14 protein-coding genes and 1 pseudogene are annotated in these 16,222 nt (G+C 71.5%); 10 read left to right on the top strand and 5 right to left on the bottom strand.

Annotation, left to right across the window (positions count from 1 at the left end; genetic code table 11):
* Position 1 precedes the first annotated feature (1 nt).
* Positions 2-1,273 (bottom strand): MFS transporter, encoded by a 1,272-nt coding sequence (locus CXR44_RS27700; RefSeq protein WP_101789061.1) that lies wholly within the window; start codon positions 1,271-1,273, stop codon positions 2-4.
* A 127-nt stretch (positions 1,274-1,400) separates the two neighbouring features.
* Here CXR44_RS27700 and CXR44_RS27705 point away from each other — a divergent pair, with 127 nt between their 5' ends.
* From CXR44_RS27705 to CXR44_RS27735, 7 genes are all read left to right on the top strand, one after another.
* Positions 1,401-3,098: a (2,3-dihydroxybenzoyl)adenylate synthase gene (locus CXR44_RS27705; RefSeq protein WP_101789062.1), complete on the top strand. Its 1,698-nt coding sequence runs from the start codon at positions 1,401-1,403 to the stop codon at positions 3,096-3,098.
* Positions 3,095-4,633: an FAD-dependent monooxygenase gene (locus CXR44_RS27710; protein WP_101789063.1), complete on the top strand. Its 1,539-nt coding sequence runs from the start codon at positions 3,095-3,097 to the stop codon at positions 4,631-4,633. Before CXR44_RS27705 ends, CXR44_RS27710 begins: the two co-directional genes overlap by 4 nt.
* 44 nt (positions 4,634-4,677) lie before the next feature.
* Positions 4,678-5,370 (top strand): TetR/AcrR family transcriptional regulator, encoded by a 693-nt coding sequence (locus tag CXR44_RS27715; RefSeq protein WP_101789064.1) that lies wholly within the window; start codon positions 4,678-4,680, stop codon positions 5,368-5,370.
* A 126-nt stretch (positions 5,371-5,496) separates the two neighbouring features.
* Entirely contained in the window at positions 5,497-6,252 is a 756-nt protein-coding gene (locus CXR44_RS27720) for a maleate cis-trans isomerase family protein (protein WP_101789065.1), read from the top strand.
* Positions 6,253-6,281: 29 nt separating this feature from the next.
* Positions 6,282-6,959: a VOC family protein gene (locus tag CXR44_RS27725; protein WP_101789066.1), complete on the top strand. Its 678-nt coding sequence runs from the start codon at positions 6,282-6,284 to the stop codon at positions 6,957-6,959.
* Between the two features lie 11 nt (positions 6,960-6,970).
* Positions 6,971-7,207 (top strand): hypothetical protein, encoded by a 237-nt coding sequence (locus CXR44_RS27730; RefSeq protein ID WP_219602016.1) that lies wholly within the window; start codon positions 6,971-6,973, stop codon positions 7,205-7,207.
* A gap of 35 nt (positions 7,208-7,242) precedes the next feature.
* Entirely contained in the window at positions 7,243-8,457 is a 1,215-nt protein-coding gene (locus tag CXR44_RS27735) for an alpha/beta fold hydrolase (RefSeq protein ID WP_219602017.1), read from the top strand.
* Positions 8,458-8,596: 139 nt separating this feature from the next.
* Here the strand turns inward: CXR44_RS27735 and CXR44_RS27740 are convergent, their stop codons facing one another.
* From CXR44_RS27740 to aceA, 3 genes are all read right to left on the bottom strand, one after another.
* The gene (locus tag CXR44_RS27740) at positions 8,597-9,862 is read right to left on the bottom strand and encodes a TolB-like translocation protein (RefSeq protein WP_101789069.1); all 1,266 of its coding nucleotides are present in this window, start codon (positions 9,860-9,862) and stop codon (positions 8,597-8,599) included.
* Entirely contained in the window at positions 9,859-10,422 is a 564-nt protein-coding gene (locus CXR44_RS27745; protein WP_245899453.1) for a SigE family RNA polymerase sigma factor, read from the bottom strand. The genes CXR44_RS27740 and CXR44_RS27745 overlap by 4 nt, the downstream gene beginning before the upstream one ends.
* A gap of 147 nt (positions 10,423-10,569) precedes the next feature.
* Positions 10,570-11,850 (bottom strand): isocitrate lyase, encoded by a 1,281-nt coding sequence (aceA, locus tag CXR44_RS27750; protein ID WP_101789071.1) that lies wholly within the window; start codon positions 11,848-11,850, stop codon positions 10,570-10,572.
* A 240-nt stretch (positions 11,851-12,090) separates the two neighbouring features.
* On the opposite strand from aceA, the gene CXR44_RS27755 reads away from it, so the two are divergent.
* The 3 genes from CXR44_RS27755 to CXR44_RS41210 all read left to right on the top strand — a co-directional run bounded on the left by CXR44_RS27755 (position 12,091) and on the right by CXR44_RS41210 (position 15,836).
* Positions 12,091-13,563, top strand: a complete 1,473-nt coding sequence (locus CXR44_RS27755) for a helix-turn-helix domain-containing protein (protein WP_397021552.1) — start codon at positions 12,091-12,093, stop codon at positions 13,561-13,563.
* Positions 13,564-13,630: 67 nt separating this feature from the next.
* Positions 13,631-14,842 carry an acyl-CoA dehydrogenase family protein gene (locus CXR44_RS27760; RefSeq protein ID WP_101789073.1) on the top strand — a complete coding sequence of 404 codons (1,212 nt, stop codon included), beginning with the start codon at positions 13,631-13,633 and terminating at the stop codon, positions 14,840-14,842.
* A 346-nt stretch (positions 14,843-15,188) separates the two neighbouring features.
* Positions 15,189-15,836 (top strand): hypothetical protein, encoded by a 648-nt coding sequence (locus CXR44_RS41210; RefSeq protein ID WP_101789074.1) that lies wholly within the window; start codon positions 15,189-15,191, stop codon positions 15,834-15,836.
* Between the two features lie 117 nt (positions 15,837-15,953).
* Here CXR44_RS41210 and CXR44_RS42250 read toward each other — a convergent pair.
* Positions 15,954-16,124 (bottom strand): annotated as a pseudogene (locus tag CXR44_RS42250) (substrate-binding domain-containing protein); the annotation flags it as partial.
* Positions 16,125-16,222: the final 98 nt, after the last annotated feature.

The following is a 16,222-nucleotide window of genomic DNA, read 5'->3' on the forward strand; positions in this document are numbered from 1 at the left end:
GTCATGTGGCCGGCTCTGTTTCCGTGGTTGACCGCAGGTGCGGTGCCGGCTGGTTCGAACGTCGTGTCGGTGGTGCGGGGACGATCACACAGGCCGCGCCGCCGAGGACGGCGACGGCGCAGAAGAATCCGAAGACCCAGGCGTTGCCCAGGCCGCTGGAGAGGAGGATGCCGCCGATGGCCGGACCGGTCACGGCGCCGAGGCGGCCGATGCCGGTGGTGAGGCCGAGCGTTGTGCCGCGCACGCTCGTCTCGAAGTAGGTCGCCACATAGCCATAGACGATCATCTGTGTGCCGATCGAACCGAGGCCCGCCGCCAGGGTGGCGACGGCCATGACGCCGGCAGGCGGGGCCGAGGCCATGACCGCGACGGCGACCGTGGCCACCAGGAACGTGGCGGGGGCGACGCGCCGGGCGCCGATCCGGTCGGCGAGGGCGGAGCCGCTGACGCCACCGACGACGGCTCCGAGGTTGAGGAGGACCTGGAAGGCCAGGGCCGAGGTGAGGTCGTAGTCGGCCGCGCGCATCAGCTGGGGCAGCCAGGTGTTGAGGCCGAAGACCAGGAGGAACCCGGCGAAGTTGGCCACCGCGAAGAGCACCAGGGCGGTGACCGCCCGCCCGTTGGCGAGCCGGCGCATCGGCGACTCGTCCGCCTTCAGGGTCCTGTCCAGAGTGGCAGGGGCGGTCTCGGGGACGTGGCGCCAGGCGAGGGGGACGACCGTGACCAGGGCGACGCCGCCGAAGGCCCACAGGCCGCGGAAGCCGACGTCGTCGAGGAACGTCAGGGCGGCCAGTGCGGCGAGTACGCCGCCGACGGAGAATCCGGCGAGCATGATGGCGTTGAGCCGCTGGCGCTCGTGCGGGCGTGCCACCTCGACGACCAGGGCGATGGCGACCGGTGCGACGCCACCGAATCCGAGGCCGGCGACGAACCGGAAGACTCCGAGGGTCGCCGGGTTCGGCGCGGCCGCGACCAGCAGCATCATGGTGGAGTAGAGGATCATGCAGCCCAGCAGCATCTTGCGGCGGCCGAAGCGGTCGGTGAGCGGCCCGGATGCCAGCGCTCCGAACATCATGCCCAGGAGCGCGTAGCTGCCCAGCGCGCCGACCTCGGCCGGCGTGAGCGCCCACTCCTCGTAGGCGAGCAGCGCGGGGACGGTCGACCCGTAGATGATCAGGTCGTAGCCGTCGAAGACGATCGCGGCGAAGCAGATGAACACGACCATGTACGGGTTGGTCCTGCGGCGGGCGCCGTCGGGGACGGAAGTGGCCATGGGGACGCTCCGGGAGAGTGAGACCAGGGGGGTGGCATGGGCCACATCCTCCGGGGCTGTGACACAGGTGTCAAGATTCTGACGTGCCCGTTGCCTAAAAATCGTGCCAGTCGTTATCGTGACTCACATGTCAGTCAACGCTGCGGCGGCTGCGCCGCCCGAAGACGGCCTCGTGCCCTATGACGACGAGAGTGCCGAGCGCTACCGGAGGAAGGGCTGGTGGTCCGGGCGGACCCTGCCCGGCGAGCTCGAGCGCGCGGCGGACCTCCATGCCGACCGCCAGGCCCTGATCACCCCTGAGGTCTCCTGGACCTACCGGCAGCTGTTCGGCAACGCGCGGGCCTTCGCCCGCGGGCTCGTGGCGACCGTGGGGGTGCGGCCGGGCGAGGCGGCGATGTTCCAGATGGGCAACGTCGCCGAAACCGTGGTCACCTACCTCGGGTGCCTGCTCGCCGGTGTACGGCCGGTCTGCACCCTGCCGCAGCACGGGGCTCGGGAGGTCGGCCTGCTGGCCCGGCACACCGGGGCGCGCGTCCTGTTCACCCAGGGTGACTTCGGCGGTGGCCGGCTGCTGGGGCAGGCGGAGGAGCTGCTCGCCCAGGCGGCGGTCGACAAGGTGGTGATCGCCCGCTCGGCGGCCTTCGAGGGCGCGACCGGCTACGCGGAGGTGCTCGCCGCGGGACGCGGCGACGCGCCGTTGCCGTACCTCGACGTCGGCCCGGGGGGCATCGCGGTCTTCCAGCTCTCCGGTGGCACGACGGGGTTGCCCAAGGTGGCACCCCGGCTTCACGAGGAGTACGTCTACAACTCCCTGGCCTGGGCCCGGGCGATGCGGTACGCACCGGAGACGCGGCTGCTCTACCCGCTCCCGATCATGCACAACGCCGGCATCTCCCTGGTGATCCAGCCGGCCGTCCTTGCCGGCGCCCGCGTGATCCTGGCCCCCACACCCGCCATCCCCGATCTGCTGGCGGCCGTCGAGCAGCATCGCCCCGATGTGCTGCCCCTGATGCCCCCGGCCCTCGCGATCCGGCTGCTGGCAGCCCCCCAGGTGCGCGACGCGGACCTCAGCAGCGTGCGCGACTTCGTCGTCGGCGGCCAGAAGCTGCCCGGCGAGGTCGCGGAACGACTTCGCGACGAACTGGGCATCCAGGTGCGGCAGATGTTCGGCATGGCCGAGGGCATGTTCCTGCTCACCCCGGCCGGCGCGACCGAAGCGGTCCGGCACCATACCGTCGGCGCGCCCATCTCCCCCGGTGACGAAGTCCGCATCCTTGTCCCGGGCACCGAGACCGAGGTGGCCGAGGGCGAGCTCGGGGAGCTCGCCGCTCGCGGGCCGTACACCATCCGTGGCTACTACCGCGCCGAGGCTCACAACAGGAGCGCGTTCACGCGCGACGGCTTCTACCGCACGGGGGACCTGGCCCGCCGCCACGTCACCCCCGAGGGCACCTTCTACTCGATCGAGGGCCGCATCAAGGATGTCATCAACCGCGGCGTGGAGAAGATCCATGCCGAGGAGGTCGAGGAGCTGATCGGCGAGCACCCCGACGTGCGCACCGTCGCGCTGGTGGCGATGCCCGACCCGGTGCTCGGTGAGAAGGGGTGCGCGTACCTCGTCCTGGAGCCTGGCGCCGAACCCCTCACCGTCGCGAGCCTCGGGGAGCATCTCCTGTCGCTGGGGCTGGCCAGGTACAAGCTCCCCGAGCGCGTCGAGATCGTGGACGCGCTCCCACTGACGAATGTCGGCAAGGTCTCCAAGAGGCGCCTGCGCGAGGACATCGAGCACAAGCTCGCCGTCGAGGCTGCCGGGGAGGAGCGATGACGAGGAAGATCGAGCTCATCGGAGGCGGTCCTGCCGGTCTGTATGCGGCGCGGCTGCTCAAGCTCAGGGATCCCGGCCTCCAGGTCACCGTCCATGAACGGCTGAGCGGCGCTGCGGAGACCTTCGGCTTCGGCGTGGGTCTCACCGAGTCGACCATGCGCAACCTGGCGGTCGCCGACCCCACGACGGCCGAGCAGGTACGCGCTGCCTCCCACGCCGGCCACGACCTGTGCCTGAAGGGCCACGACGCGACCGTCACCCTGCACGGCGCCCGCAACCTGGCCATCGGGCGGGCCACGCTGCTGGAGATCCTCGGTGCGGCGGCCACCGAGATGGGCGTGGAGATCCGCCGCGGGAGCGAGATCGACGCCGCGCAGCTGGACGCCGACGTGGTCATCGCCGCCGACGGGGTGCGCAGCCGCACTCGTGAGAAGTACGCCGCCGAGCTGGGCGTGCACTCCAGCCCGGGACGGACCCGCTTCGTGTGGTGCGGCGCCGACTTCGCGGTGGAGTCGGCCTTCTTCGCCGCCGCCCAGCGCGGTGAGGACCTCTTCGTCCTGCACGCCTATCCCTATGGGGATGACCGCAGCACCTTCCTCATCGAGGTCGACGACCTCACCTGGCAGTCCGCCGGCCTGCGGGCCTTCGACGCCCGAACGCCGATCGGCGAGACCGACCATGCCAGCGTCGCGCTGCTGGAGGGCGTGTTCGCCGCCGAGCTGCGCGGCCGCAGGCTGCTGACCAACCGGACCCGATGGGGCCGGTTCACCAACCTGACGCTCGAACGCTGGTCGACCGGCAACGTGGTGCTGCTCGGCGACGCCGCGCACACCGCCCATTACACGCTCGGCTCGGGCACCAAACTCGCTCTCGAGGACGCGATCGCCCTCGCCGAAGCGCTCGCCGGCGAGTCCTCGATCGCCGCCGCTCTCGCCGCCTACGAGGCGGTGCGGCGCCCACCGGTCGAACGCTTCAAGAAGCTGGCCCACCGCAGCCAGGCGTGGTGGGACACCTACCGCCTGCGCGTCGGCCTGCCCGCGGAGCGGCTCGCCCTGTCCTACATGACCCGGTCGGGCAATCTCACGCTGACCGACTACGCCGCCGAGCAGCTCGCAAGCGCCAGGCGGGCGCTGGCCTGGCTGGGGGACGCCGTCCCGGACAGCGCGGCGGACCTCGACGAGTGGGTGCTCTCCCGCCCCCTGGCCGCACCCGGGCTGACCTTGCCGACCCGGCTGCTGACCAGGGACCACCTGAGCGCCACGACCGCCGTGCGCGAGGTCGCCTGGTCCGAGCCGGACGTGTGGGGTGAACCGGCCGATGCCCTGATCGCCGCTCTGGCGCGCAGCGGGAGCCTCCCGGTGCTGCTCAGCGGACCGGCCACGACCGAGGCGGTCGCCGCGCGGATCGACCTGGGTGAACGTCTCCGCCTCGAGGGTGAGCGCCCGGTCGGGGTGTTCCTCGGGGGCGACGGCGACCGGGCCGCCGCCGCGACCGCGGTCGCGGCGGCTCGCGCCGACTTCGTGGTGACGACATGACCATGGCATCCGGCAGGCGGAGATCGGCTCAGTACACTGCCGACATGGCCTCCGCACCCACGCCGCAGGAACCGCGCAGTGCCCTGAGCCGGCAGCTGGTCATCTCCGAGCTCCTCGACACGGCCACGGCACTGTTCGCCGCGAAGGGGTACGAGTCGACGACTCTCCTCGACATCGCCAAGGCGCTGGGGATTTCCCGGCCGGGTCTGTACAACTACGTGAGCAGCAAGGAGGACCTGCTCACCATGCTGGTGGAGCAGGTCAGCCAGGGGCTGGCCGACGTGCTGGAGCAGCTCACCGCGCGTGCCGACCTGTCTCCCACCCAGAAGCTGCGCGACGTCGTCGCCCTCCTGGTGCGCCAGCGCACCCAGCACCCCGACCAGTTCCGGATCCTCGACCGCTCCGAGGCGGTCCTGCCCGAACCGATCGGCAGCGAGCACCGGGAGGCCAAGCGCAAGATCCTGCGCGAGGTCATGGCGGTCATCGAAACCGGCATCGAACGCGGCGAGTTCCGGCCTGTCGACGCGCGCACCGCGGCGTTGTCGCTGCTCGGCATGTGCAACTGGGTCGCCTGGTGGTTCTCCCGCGGCTCCGACGTGGAGGAGACCGTCGCCACCGTGACCGACCTCGCCCAGAACATGCTGCTCCGCCCCGGCGTCCCCGGTCCCGACGCGGAGACCACCCGCACCGTCGAGGAGATCCGCACGCTCCTCGACCGCCTCGCCCCGCGCCGCTGACCCGGCCCCACCAACCCTTTCCCGCCTTCGCCGCAGCCCGGCCGAGGACCTCACACGCCCATCTCTGACACTTGTGTTGATATCTCGACAGAGTTGTTACGCTCGGTCGGGATCAGAGGAGACTTCGTGTCCACACTTCACCGCGTCGGCCTGATCGTGCCGAGCACCAACGTCACCGTCGAGACCGAGATCCCGCGCATCCTGCGGCGGACGGGGATCGACTTCTCCTTCCACTCCTCCCGGATGCGGATGCACGCCGTCACCCCCGAGCAGCTGCTCGCGATGAACGCCCAGCGGGAGCGCTGCGTCCTCGAGATCGGCGACGCCGGCGTCGACGTCGTGCTCTACGCCTGCCTGGTCGCGATCATGGCGATGGGCCCCGGCCACCACCGCGACGCCGAGTCGCGTATCGCCGAGCAGCTCGGATCCGGGGGCTCCGCGACCAAGGTCCTCTCCAGCGCCGGCGCCCTGCTCCAAGGCCTGGACGCCCTCGAGGCCAGGCGCGTGGCCCTGGTGATGCCCTACATGAAGCCCCTCGCCAGGCAGGTCGCGGCCTACATCGAGGCCGAAGGCATCCAGGTCGCCGACTGGCGCGCACTCGAGGTCGCCGACAACAGCGAGGTCGGGTGCATCTCCGGCGACCGGGTACTCGAGGCCGCCCGGAGCATGGACCTGGGCGACGTCGACGCGCTGGTGCTCTCCTGCTGCGTGCAGATGCCCTCGCTCGATCTCGTCCAGGCGGCCGAGGACGAGTTCGGGCTCCCCGTCCTCTCGGCGGCCACCGCGGGCGCCTACGCGATCCTGCGCAGTCTCGGGCTGACCGCGGACGTCCCGATGGCCGGTTCGCTGTTGCGGGCCGGCGGCGTCCTCGCCGGCCAGTGAACGCCCACCCCCTCACCGAAGGAGATCACATGTCCCGCAACAGCCCCGGCCAGGCCAGGCCGGTCCACCGGGTGCGCGGTGTCGACCACGCGGCCTTCCCCACCTTCGACCCGAACGCGACGGTGCGGTTCTACCGCGACGTCCTGAAGTTCCCCATCGTGCACTCGATCTGCGCCGCCGGCTGGGGCCCGGAACGGCATCCCGACTTCATCCACTTCTTCTTCGACATCGGCGGCGGAGACCGCCTGGCGTTCTTCTACTACTTCGGCTGGTCGCCGCAGGGCGACCAGACAGCGCCGGGCGACGCGTGGGCCAGGCTGCCGCACGGCACCCCCGAGTTCTTCAAGAACTCGCGTCACATCGCCCTGAACGTGCAGGACGAGGAGGACCTGCTGGAGTACCGGCGTCGTCTCGACGAGTCGGAGTGGCCCGTGGAGATGCAGGTGATGCACGAGACGATCGAGTCCATCTACACCCACGACCCGAACGGCTACATGCTCGAGATCACACGACAGCTGCGGCCCGTCACCCCCCAGGAAGACCTCGACGCCCAGCTCACGATCGCGGCCCTGTGCGACGTCACCGCCGGGCCGGCGCCGTCGATGGACAAGCTGCTCACCCGCAAGGCCGAGCTGATCGTCGAACATGCCGCCGCCTGGGAGGCCGAGCAGCCGGGCCGGCGCGAGGCCCAGAGGGAGCTGATCTGATCATGCCCCGCATGTACGTCCTCCAGGTCCCGGAGAACCAGGGCGTCCTCGACGTCGCACAACAGGACGCCGGCCTCGCTCTCGACCAGGTCGGCCCCTATGTCCGGATCACGTCCGCCGCACCGATCGTCATCGACCGCCGCGCCACCGGCTGCCGCCACGCCGTCTGGTACAGCGCCGTCGCGGGCCTGGAGAACTCCGTCATCACCCAGCACGACAAGGACGCGCTCCGCGTGGAGGCCCGATGACCGGCGACGCCGACCGACTGGGAGCCGGTCGGTACGTGGCACCCGCTCAGCTGCCGGACGCCACCCGCACCACCGCCCACGAAGTGACCACCCATGACGGCGCCACCGTCAACGGACTGCTCCGGGTCGTTCCCGGCGCCACCACCGTCGCCTTCCTCATGCACCCGCGGCAGGACTTCTCCCACCACGTCCTGGTGCCCGAACTCCTCGCCCGCGGCTTCGCCGTCTGGACCCAAGGCGCGCGCTCACTCGGCAACGACCTGACCCTGCTGCACGAGCAGGCGCTCCTCGACATGGCCGCCGGTCACGTCTTCCTTCGCGACCTGGGCTTCGAGCACGTCGTCGCGATCGGGCACTCCGGCGGCGCCCCCCTGGCGGCCTTCTACCTCCAGCAGGCCGGCCGCGCCCCGGCCGCGCGCCTGGACAGCGCACCGGGAGGCAAGCCCGTCCCCCTGCCGTCGGCCGCCATGCCGCCGGCCGACGGGCTGATCATGTTCGCCCCCCACCCCGGACAAGGGTCCCTCCTCCAGCGCATGATCGATCCCTCGCTCGTCGACGAGACCGACCCCCTGTCCGTCGCGCCCGACCTCGACCCGTACAACCCGGCCAACGGCTTTGCGGCACCGCCGGAAAGCTCCACCTACTCACCCGGCTTCGTCGAGCGCTACCGTCAAGCGCAACGGGCCCGCATCGAACGTATCGACGCCGTCGCCTGGGAACGCGTCACCGACGCCCGAGACGCCAAGAGACGCTTCACGGCTCACGGGGACCTCCGCGACCGCCGGGCATCACTGGCCAGGGGGGTGATCGTGGTGCATCGTACAGATGCCGACCTCCGGTCCGTCGATCTCAGTCTCGACCCCAACGACCGGCCCTACGGCTCTCTGTTCGGACGGCGACCCGACCTGACCAACTACGGCGTCCTCGGCTTCGGCCGGTTGACCACCCCCGAGGCGTGGCTGTCCACCTGGTCGGCCAACGCCACCCGCGCCGACCTCGCCGCCTGCGCGCCCGACGTCGACGTTCCGGCACTCCTCGTCGAACTCACCGGAGACCAAGCCTGCTTCCCCGCTGACGCGACGCGGTTCGCCGAACTGCTGCCTCACCCGGACGTCACCCACGTCCGCGTCCCCGGCCGCCACTTCGGAGCCCCGCTGCGTGAAGGCATGGCCTCCGGCGCCACACTCGCCGGGAAGGAGATGGCCCACTGGATCGGCGCGCGGTTCCCCGCCGGAGCTTTCGTACCCTAGGGCCTTCTCGGAGGGGAGCCGCGAGGCCCGGCAGGCGGCCGGCCCTCGCGGGGCCGTGACCTCTGCCGGGCCCCGGAGCTGCCCGTCGTGTCCGGGAACACCGCGGACGTCCCTGCCGAGCTCGCATGCCTGGTCGGGGCTAGCCGATCTTCCTGAGGTCGACGACGTAACGCGTGTCACCGACGGTGTAGGACAGCAGCGGCTGGTCACCCTCGACGTGGGGTGTCTCGATCATGGTGACTGCGGGCCGGGCGCCGGTCACGCCGGGATCCCCGGGCTTCCCGACCGGCGGCGCGGAGCTCTCCTGCGGGCGGATGCCCAGATCGGCCGACCTGCCGGTCGTCGTGTCGTACAGCGCGACGCCGAGCGGGCGCCGGTCCGCCGCCACGGCCGTGGTGCAGAACCGGCCGGGCGCGAACCGCGACGGCTCGCACGGCGACGACTTCTCCTGCGAGCCGTCCCGCAGCCGTTGGAAGGTGGTGCCGTCCGCCGCCCAGCCGACGCAGAGGGTCACGCCGCAGATCATCTCCTTCTCGCCGGCCCGGACCAGCGCGGTGCTGGTCTCGCCCGTCTCCAGGTTGCGGATCGTGCCGAACTGCGGCTCCTCCGGCCCGCGCATTCCCACCGTGCCGGCCCACGGCCAGGACAGCAGGTGCAGGCCGGCGCCCCCCTCGACGGGCTTCGCCGTCCCGCCCCCGAGGGGGACGGCGGACACCCCGCCCGCGTTGATCGAGAAGACGACCTGGTCGCCGGCGACGGCCAGGCCGTCGAGACCGCTCTCGTGGCCGCCGCCGTCCACCTGGTGGGTCGTCACGATCCGCGCCTCGCCCCCCGCGAGCGGCGCGGACCAGATCTGCGCCCGGCCGTCGTCCAGCTTGGTCCACCACACCACCTGGTCCGCTCCGATGGTGAAGCCGGAGGCGAAGAGCACGGTCCCCTCGGGCACCGGCACGTCGGCGATCTTCCGCAGCTCGCCGCTGTCGAGGTCGTAGGCGTGGACGGCGTCGGCCACCTCGAAACGCTGCTCCGTCGTCACGAGCAGCGTCCGCTCGTCCACGAAGGTGCGCGCCTGGTACGCCCGCCCGTCCGGCAGCTTCGCCGGGGTCTTCCGCACCGCCTCCGGCCACACCTGCTCGATCGGCGCGGGCAGCTCCGTGAGCCGGGCCTGGACCGGCGCCGCGGTCGCGGACGTGGCGGGCACGGCCCGGATGTCCTCGCCGCGCAGCGCGTACGACGTGCCCCCGGCCAGCACCACCACGGCCGCCGCCGCGAGCAGCGCCTGGCTGCGCCGCCTGCGCCGGCGGAAGCGGGTCTCGACCGTGCCGGCCAGGGTGCCGGGCGCGTGCGGCGCCTGCGTGGCCGCGCGGTTGAGCGTCCTGCTCAGCTTGCTCTCGAGGTCGTTCATCGGGCCTCTCCTCGTCCGGCGTCGGAGTGCAGGTGCCTGGCGGGTACGCGGTCGTCCGGCGGTGGCAGGGCGGCGCGGAGCTTGTCGAGCGCCCGGGAGACCTGGCTGCGCACGGTCCCCCGGGAGATGCCGAGCACGCCCGCGATCTCGGTGTCGGTGAGCTGCTCGTAGTAGCGCAGCACGACGACCGCCCGCTGGCGGCGCGGCAGACCGGCGAGGGCCTGCCACAGGTCGCGTTCGTCGCCGGCCGGCAGCGCGTCGTGATGCTCGCCCTCGGGCAGCGCCCAGGCGAGGTGCTCGCGCCGCCGCAGCCGCCAGGTGGCGATGTGCAGCCGGGCCATGGTCGTGCGCGCGTAGCTCTCCGGGTTGTCCTTGGACCGCAGCCGCGGCCAGGCGGCACGCAGCTTGACCAGCGCCTCCTGGACCAGGTCTGCGGCGTCGTGCGGGTTCCCGGCGAGCACGTATCCGTAGCGCAGCAGCGCGTCGCCGCGTTCGGCGACGAACTCCGCGAAACGGGAGTCTGGTTCCACGTGCTTCTCGCCCTTCGTCGGTTGCTTCACCTCCCAGAGGAGCCCGGCCGGGAAACTGTTGCACCGACGCATGGGAAAGGGCCGCGCCAGGCCGGGGGGAGAGGCTGGCGCGGCCCTGGGTCGCCGGGGAACCGTCCCATGCCCTGGAGGTGGCCGGCGAGTCTGGGGTCGTCGCGGTCAGTGCGTGAACTGCTCCTCTTCGGTGGAGCCCTTGAGGGCGGTCGTCGAGGAGTCGGGCGCGACGGCGGTGCTGATCAGGTCGAAGTAGCCGGTGCCGACCTCGCGCTGGTGGCGGGTGGCGGTGTAGCCGCGCGACTCGGCGGCGAACTCCGCCTCCTGCAGGTCCACGTACGCGGTCATGCCGCTGGAGGCGTAGCCCTGGGCCAGGTCGAACATCGAGTAGTTCAGCGAGTGGAAGCCGGCCAGCGTGATGAACTGGAACTTGTACCCCATGTGACCCAGCTCCTTCTGGAACTTGGCGATCGTGGAGTCGTCGAGGTGCTTCTTCCAGTTGAACGACGGCGAGCAGTTGTAGGCCAGCATCTGGTCCGGGTACTCGGCCTTGATCGCCTCGGCGAACTCCCGGGCCACGTCGAGGTCGGGGGTGCCGGTCTCCATCCACAGCAGGTCGGAGTAGGGCGCGTAGGCCAGGCCGCGCGCGATGCACGCCTCGATGCCGTTGCGGACCCGGTAGAAGCCTTCGGCGGTGCGCTCGCCGGTGGTGAAGCGCTGGTCGCGGGGGTCCACGTCGCTGGTCAGGAGCGTCGCGGCCTGGGCGTCGGTCCGCGCGATGATCAGGGACGGGACGCCGGCCACGTCCGCGGCCAGGCGGGCGGCGTTCAGCGTCTTGATGTGCTGCCCGGTCGGGATCAGCACCTTGCCGCCGAGGTGGCCGCACTTCTTCTCGGAGGCGAGCTGGTCCTCCCAGTGCACGCCCGCCGCGCCGGCGGCGATCATGCCCTTCATCAGCTCGTACGCGTTGAGCACGCCGCCGAAGCCGGCCTCGGCGTCGGCCACGATGGGCGCCAGCCACTCGCGCGGCTCTCCCTCGGACCAGCTGATCTGGTCGGCGCGCAGCAGCGCGTTGTTGATGCGGCGCACGACGGCCGGGACCGAGTTGGCCGGGTACAGGCTCTGGTCGGGGTAGGTGTGGCCGCCCAGGTTGGCGTCGGCCGCCACCTGCCAGCCGGACAGGTAGATCGCCTGGAGGCCGGCCTTCACCTGCTGGACGGCCTGGTTGCCGGTCAGCGCGCCGAGGGCGTGCACGTAGTCCTCGGTGTGCAGGAGTCGCCACAGCCGCTCGGCGCCGCGCCGGGCGAGCGTGTGCTCCTCCTGGACGCTGCCGCGCAACCGGACCACGTCCTCGGCGTCGTAGGTGCGCTCGATGCCGTCCCAGCGAGGGTCGTTCTCCCACTCGTCCCGCAGCTGCTCAGCAGCTCCCTTGAGGCGATCGTTCATGGTTTCACTCCTTTGTCGTCCCCTGGGGCCTGTGCCGAGTGTGTGCCCGTACGAGGCATGATCAGTAGCATCTCTCGATGAGAAGAAGTGTGAAAATTCTCTCTGAGCGAATACTTGCGGGTATTAAACGGAGAAGAAATCGCGAGTTTTCCTGTTGGACTAGACCAATCCCATCGCGGGTGCGGCGTGCGGGCGGTGGCGGTCTGGAAGAAGGGCAGAATTTCTGTCTAAGATTGCGGCATGGCGTCCTTGTTGGGTGAAGAACCGCTGTCTTTGACGCAGGAGCTCGATCTCATCGCGTTCGGACAGCGCCTGCGCCACCTGCGCAAACAGCGCGGCCTGACCCTCTCCGACCTGGGCGCCCGCGTCGACCGGGCCCCCAGCCAGCTCTCCCTGCTGGAGAACGGCAAGCGGGAGCCGAAGCTGTCGCTGCTCAAGTCGCTCGCCACCGCCCTCGGCGTGCCCGTCGAGGAGCTGCTGCGCCGCCAGCCGCCCAACCGGCGCGCCCAGCTCGAGATCGCCCTGGAGGAGGCCCAGCGCGACCCCCTCTACGCCTCACTCGGACTGCCCCGCCTCAAGGTCTCCGCGCGCGTGCCCAACGACGTGCTCGAACACATCCTCGGCCTGTACGGCGAGCTGCGCGCCCGCCAGGCCAGGGGCACCGCCACCCCGGAGGAGGCCAGGGCCGCCAACGCCGAGCTGCGCCGCAGGCAGCGCGAGCTGGGCAACTACTTCCCCGACATCGAGAAGGCCGCCGCCGAGTCGCTCGCGGCCGTCGGCTACCGCACCGGGGCGCTGTCGCAGAGCACGATCCAGGCGCTCGTCACCCACTTCGGCTACACGGTGCACACCGCCCAGGACCTGCCCCGCTCGGTGCGGTCCATCACCGACCTGCGCAACCGCCGCATCTACGTCAAGCACGAGCAGCTCGGCATGCACACCCCGCGCACGATCCTCCTGCAGACCCTCGGCCACCTCGCGCTCGGCCACGGCAAGCCGCGCGACTTCGCCGACTTCCTGCGCCAGCGGACGGAGGCCAACTACTTCGCCGCCGCCGTGCTCGTCCCGGAGAAGGCCGCCGCGCTCTTCCTCAGGGAGGCCAAGGCCGACCGGGCCCTGTCGGTGGAGGACCTGCGTGACGTGTTCGCCGTCTCCTACGAGATGGCCGCCCACCGCTTCACCAATCTGGCCACCCACCATCTCGGCCTGGTCTGCCACTTCGTCCGCAACGACGCCGGCGGCATCATCTACAAGGCGTACGAGAACGACGGCATCGTCTTCCCCGCCGACGAGCAGGGCGCCATCGAGGGGCAGCGGATGTGCCTGCAGTGGTCGGGCCGTCAGGTGTTCCTCTCGCCCGACCGTTTCTCCGTCTTCTACCAGTACTCCGACTCGCCCACCGGCACCTACTTCTGCGTCGCCCACGTCGACCCTTCGCGCGAGCGCGACTTCGCCATCACGCTCGGCGTGCCGTACAAGGAGTCGCGCTGGTTCCGGGGTCGCGAGACGACCAACCGCACCAAGTCGCACTGCCCCACCGGCGACTGCTGCCGCCGCCCGCCCACCGAACTGGCCGAACGCTGGGAGGGCTACGCCTGGCCGTCGGCCCGCGCCAACTCCCACGTCCTGGCCGCGCTGCCGCCCGGTTCGTTCCCCGGCGTGGACGAGGCCGACGTCTACACCTTCCTCGAACGGCATGCCGTCCGGAGCTGACCTTGGCTCCCGTAGCTACTCATCGGTAGGGTTGTGCTGCCGGGTGGCGAGGTGAGGGGAGCTGCGCATGAGCGGCGGTTTCGGTCTGGAGCCCAGCGACGACGTGGCCGAGGTGCGCGACTGGGTCCACGCCTTCGCCCGTGACGTGATCCGCCCCGCGGGGGCCGAGTGGGACGAGCGCGAGGAGACCCCCTGGCCCGTCATCCAGGAGGCCGCCAAGATCGGGCTGTACTCGCTCGACTTCTTCGCCACCCAGTGGTTCGAGGAGAGCGGGCTGGCGCTGCCCGTGGCGTTCGAGGAGATCTTCTGGGGCGACGCCGGCATCGGCCTGTCCATCGTCGGCACCGGCCTGGCCGCCGCCGCGCTGTCGGCCGGCGGCACGCCCGAGCAGATGGGGGAGTGGCTGCCGCAGATGTTCGGCACCGCCAACGACGTCAAGCTCGGCGCGTTCTGCGTCTCCGAACCCGACGCCGGCTCCGACGTCGGCTCCATCCGCACCCGCGCCGTCCCCGACGGCGGCGACTGGGTGCTCAACGGCGTCAAGACCTGGGCCACCAACGGCGGCATCGCCGACGTCCACGTGGTCGTGGCCTCCGTCGACCCCGCCCTCGGCACCCGCGGCCAGGCCACGTTCGTCGTCCCGCCCGGCACGCCCGGCCTGTCCATGGGGCAGAAGTTCCGCAAGCACGGCATCCGCGCCTCCCACACCGCCGAAGTCGTCCTCGACGACGTCCGCGTCCCCGGCTCCTGCCTGCTGGGCGGCCGGGAGAAGCTGGAGGCCCGCCTCGCCCGCGTCCGCAAGGGCGAACGCGCCGGCGAGCAGGCCGCCCTGCGCACCTTCGAGACCACCCGTCCCTCCGTCGCCGCCATGGCGGTCGGCATCGCCCGCGCCGCCTTCGAGTACGCCCGCGACTACTCCCGCGAGCGCGAGCAGTTCGGCCGCAAGATCGGCGAGAACCAGGCCATCGCGTTCCTGCTGGCCGAGATGGCCACCCGCGTCGACATGGCCCGCCTGCTCACCTGGCGCGCCGCCTGGATGGCCCGCACCGGCAAACGCTTCGAACAGGCGGAGGGCTCGATGTCGAAGCTCGTGGCGGGTGAGACGGCGGTCTGGGTGACCGAACAGGCGATCCAGATCCTGGGCGGGGCCGGCTACACGCGCGATCACCCCGTCGAGCGCTTCCACCGCGATGCCAAGATCTACACCATCTTCGAGGGCACGAGCGAGATCCAACGCCTCATCATCGGCCGCGCCGTCACCGGCCTGCCCGTTCGCTGAGACGCCCGGTTGTCGGATCACCGGTGTGCGGCCCAGGGTTCGCCCCCTGTTCCGTCACCGTTCCGTCAGGGCGTCGGGGAAGATCATCTCGCCGCGGGATGAGGTCGTCGCCAGGACGACCGGAGGGGAGCGGGCGGCGGTCGACCTGAATGCCGTCTCCGCCTCGTACCTCGGCCGGCGGCGCGACGATGTCCTGGAGGCGCGCCACCACGTCGGACCGGACCATCGCAGGGGTGGGCGCCACCGGCCGGGGCCCCGGCAGGGACGACGGTCACGAGGGGGTCGTGGTCCCGGCGCCGTGGCAGGATCGACCCGACCGTCTCACCGCGTTCTGGAGGAATCGGCCATGGGGATCTTCTCACCGAAGCCCGGGCGGCGGCGGCGCGAGCCTCCGCCGGGCGTGGTGGCCGCGGCCGCGGACCATCCCGGTGGCTGGGTGTACGCGATCGACCCTGACCAGGTCGCGAGTCCGGACGGGTACGTGCCGCCCGAGGCGATCGCGGGTGCGTGGCGGGTCGGCGACGACGGCCGTCCCACCGGGGAGTACGAGCCCAACCCCCGGCACGGGCCGGTGCGTGACGACTTCACCCCGCTGACCGATCCGGACCACTGGCTGGGCTGGCTCGGGGACGATCCCGCCGCGGCGGTCCGCGCGTCGATCGCGGAGATCCTCGGCGAGCAGGTGCCCGGCTCGGTCCTGGAGTGGATCAAGGTTCTCGGCACGCCCGAGTTTCTCACCGGTGGGCGGCGCGATCCCGATGATCCGGACAAGGTCGTCGTCGTGCGGGCCGCACTGGCGCTGCCGTTCGCGCTGTCGGTCTGCCCACCCGGCGGGGAGCGTTCGGTGCTGCAGGGCGTGTTCTCCTGGGCCGCCGCGGGGCTGGATCGGCCCGGTGGGCGGCGAGACAGCGTCTGGTTCGACCTCGGAGCCGGTCTGGAGGAAGCCACGGGGCTGTTGCGCGACCGGATCTATGCCCTGGACGACCCGTCCTGACCGAACGTCCTGTTGGGAGAGGTGCGTGGCCAGGTCGGAGAGCGGGCGTTCTTCGAGTGCTGGGATGAACCCGTCCGGCGCGAGGCGGGCACCGTGCCCTCCGCCGTCCTGCGCGACCGTGGTCAGCGGTGGTACGGCGAAGCGGGCCGCGGGGATGTCGTCGGCGCCGAGGACGGCCAGGTCGTCCGATGCGGCCCGGCCCAGCCTGCGCATCCCGGCCGGCAGTGCCAGGGCGACCTCGTCGTTGTAGGCGCACACGGCCGTGGCCCGGCCCCGCCGGCCCGCCACCGCGTCGGCGTCGGGCCCCGCCTGGAGACGGTGTCCGTGGCATCCGGGGGCCTGCGCCGACCGGCCGGCGGAGGCTTGCCCCTACCGGGAAACGGTGT

The sequence above is a fragment of the Nonomuraea indica genome (assembly GCF_002850745.1).
GTDB lineage: Bacteria > Actinomycetota > Actinomycetes > Streptosporangiales > Streptosporangiaceae > Nonomuraea > Nonomuraea indica.

Coding starts and splice junctions, on each gene's coding strand:
- CXR44_RS27700 (WP_101789061.1), bottom strand. CDS start 1,273: ATGGCCACTTCCGTCCCCGACGGCGCCCGCCGCAGGACCAACCCGTAC.
- CXR44_RS27705 (WP_101789062.1), top strand. CDS start 1,401: ATGTCAGTCAACGCTGCGGCGGCTGCGCCGCCCGAAGACGGCCTCGTG.
- CXR44_RS27710 (WP_101789063.1), top strand. CDS start 3,095: ATGACGAGGAAGATCGAGCTCATCGGAGGCGGTCCTGCCGGTCTGTAT.
- CXR44_RS27715 (WP_101789064.1), top strand. CDS start 4,678: ATGGCCTCCGCACCCACGCCGCAGGAACCGCGCAGTGCCCTGAGCCGG.
- CXR44_RS27725 (WP_101789066.1), top strand. CDS start 6,282: ATGTCCCGCAACAGCCCCGGCCAGGCCAGGCCGGTCCACCGGGTGCGC.
- CXR44_RS27730 (WP_219602016.1), top strand. CDS start 6,971: ATGTACGTCCTCCAGGTCCCGGAGAACCAGGGCGTCCTCGACGTCGCA.
- CXR44_RS27740 (WP_101789069.1), bottom strand. CDS start 9,862: ATGAACGACCTCGAGAGCAAGCTGAGCAGGACGCTCAACCGCGCGGCC.
- aceA (WP_101789071.1), bottom strand. CDS start 11,850: ATGAACGATCGCCTCAAGGGAGCTGCTGAGCAGCTGCGGGACGAGTGG.
- CXR44_RS27755 (WP_397021552.1), top strand. CDS start 12,091: ATGGCGTCCTTGTTGGGTGAAGAACCGCTGTCTTTGACGCAGGAGCTC.
- CXR44_RS27760 (WP_101789073.1), top strand. CDS start 13,631: ATGAGCGGCGGTTTCGGTCTGGAGCCCAGCGACGACGTGGCCGAGGTG.
- CXR44_RS41210 (WP_101789074.1), top strand. CDS start 15,189: ATGGGGATCTTCTCACCGAAGCCCGGGCGGCGGCGGCGCGAGCCTCCG.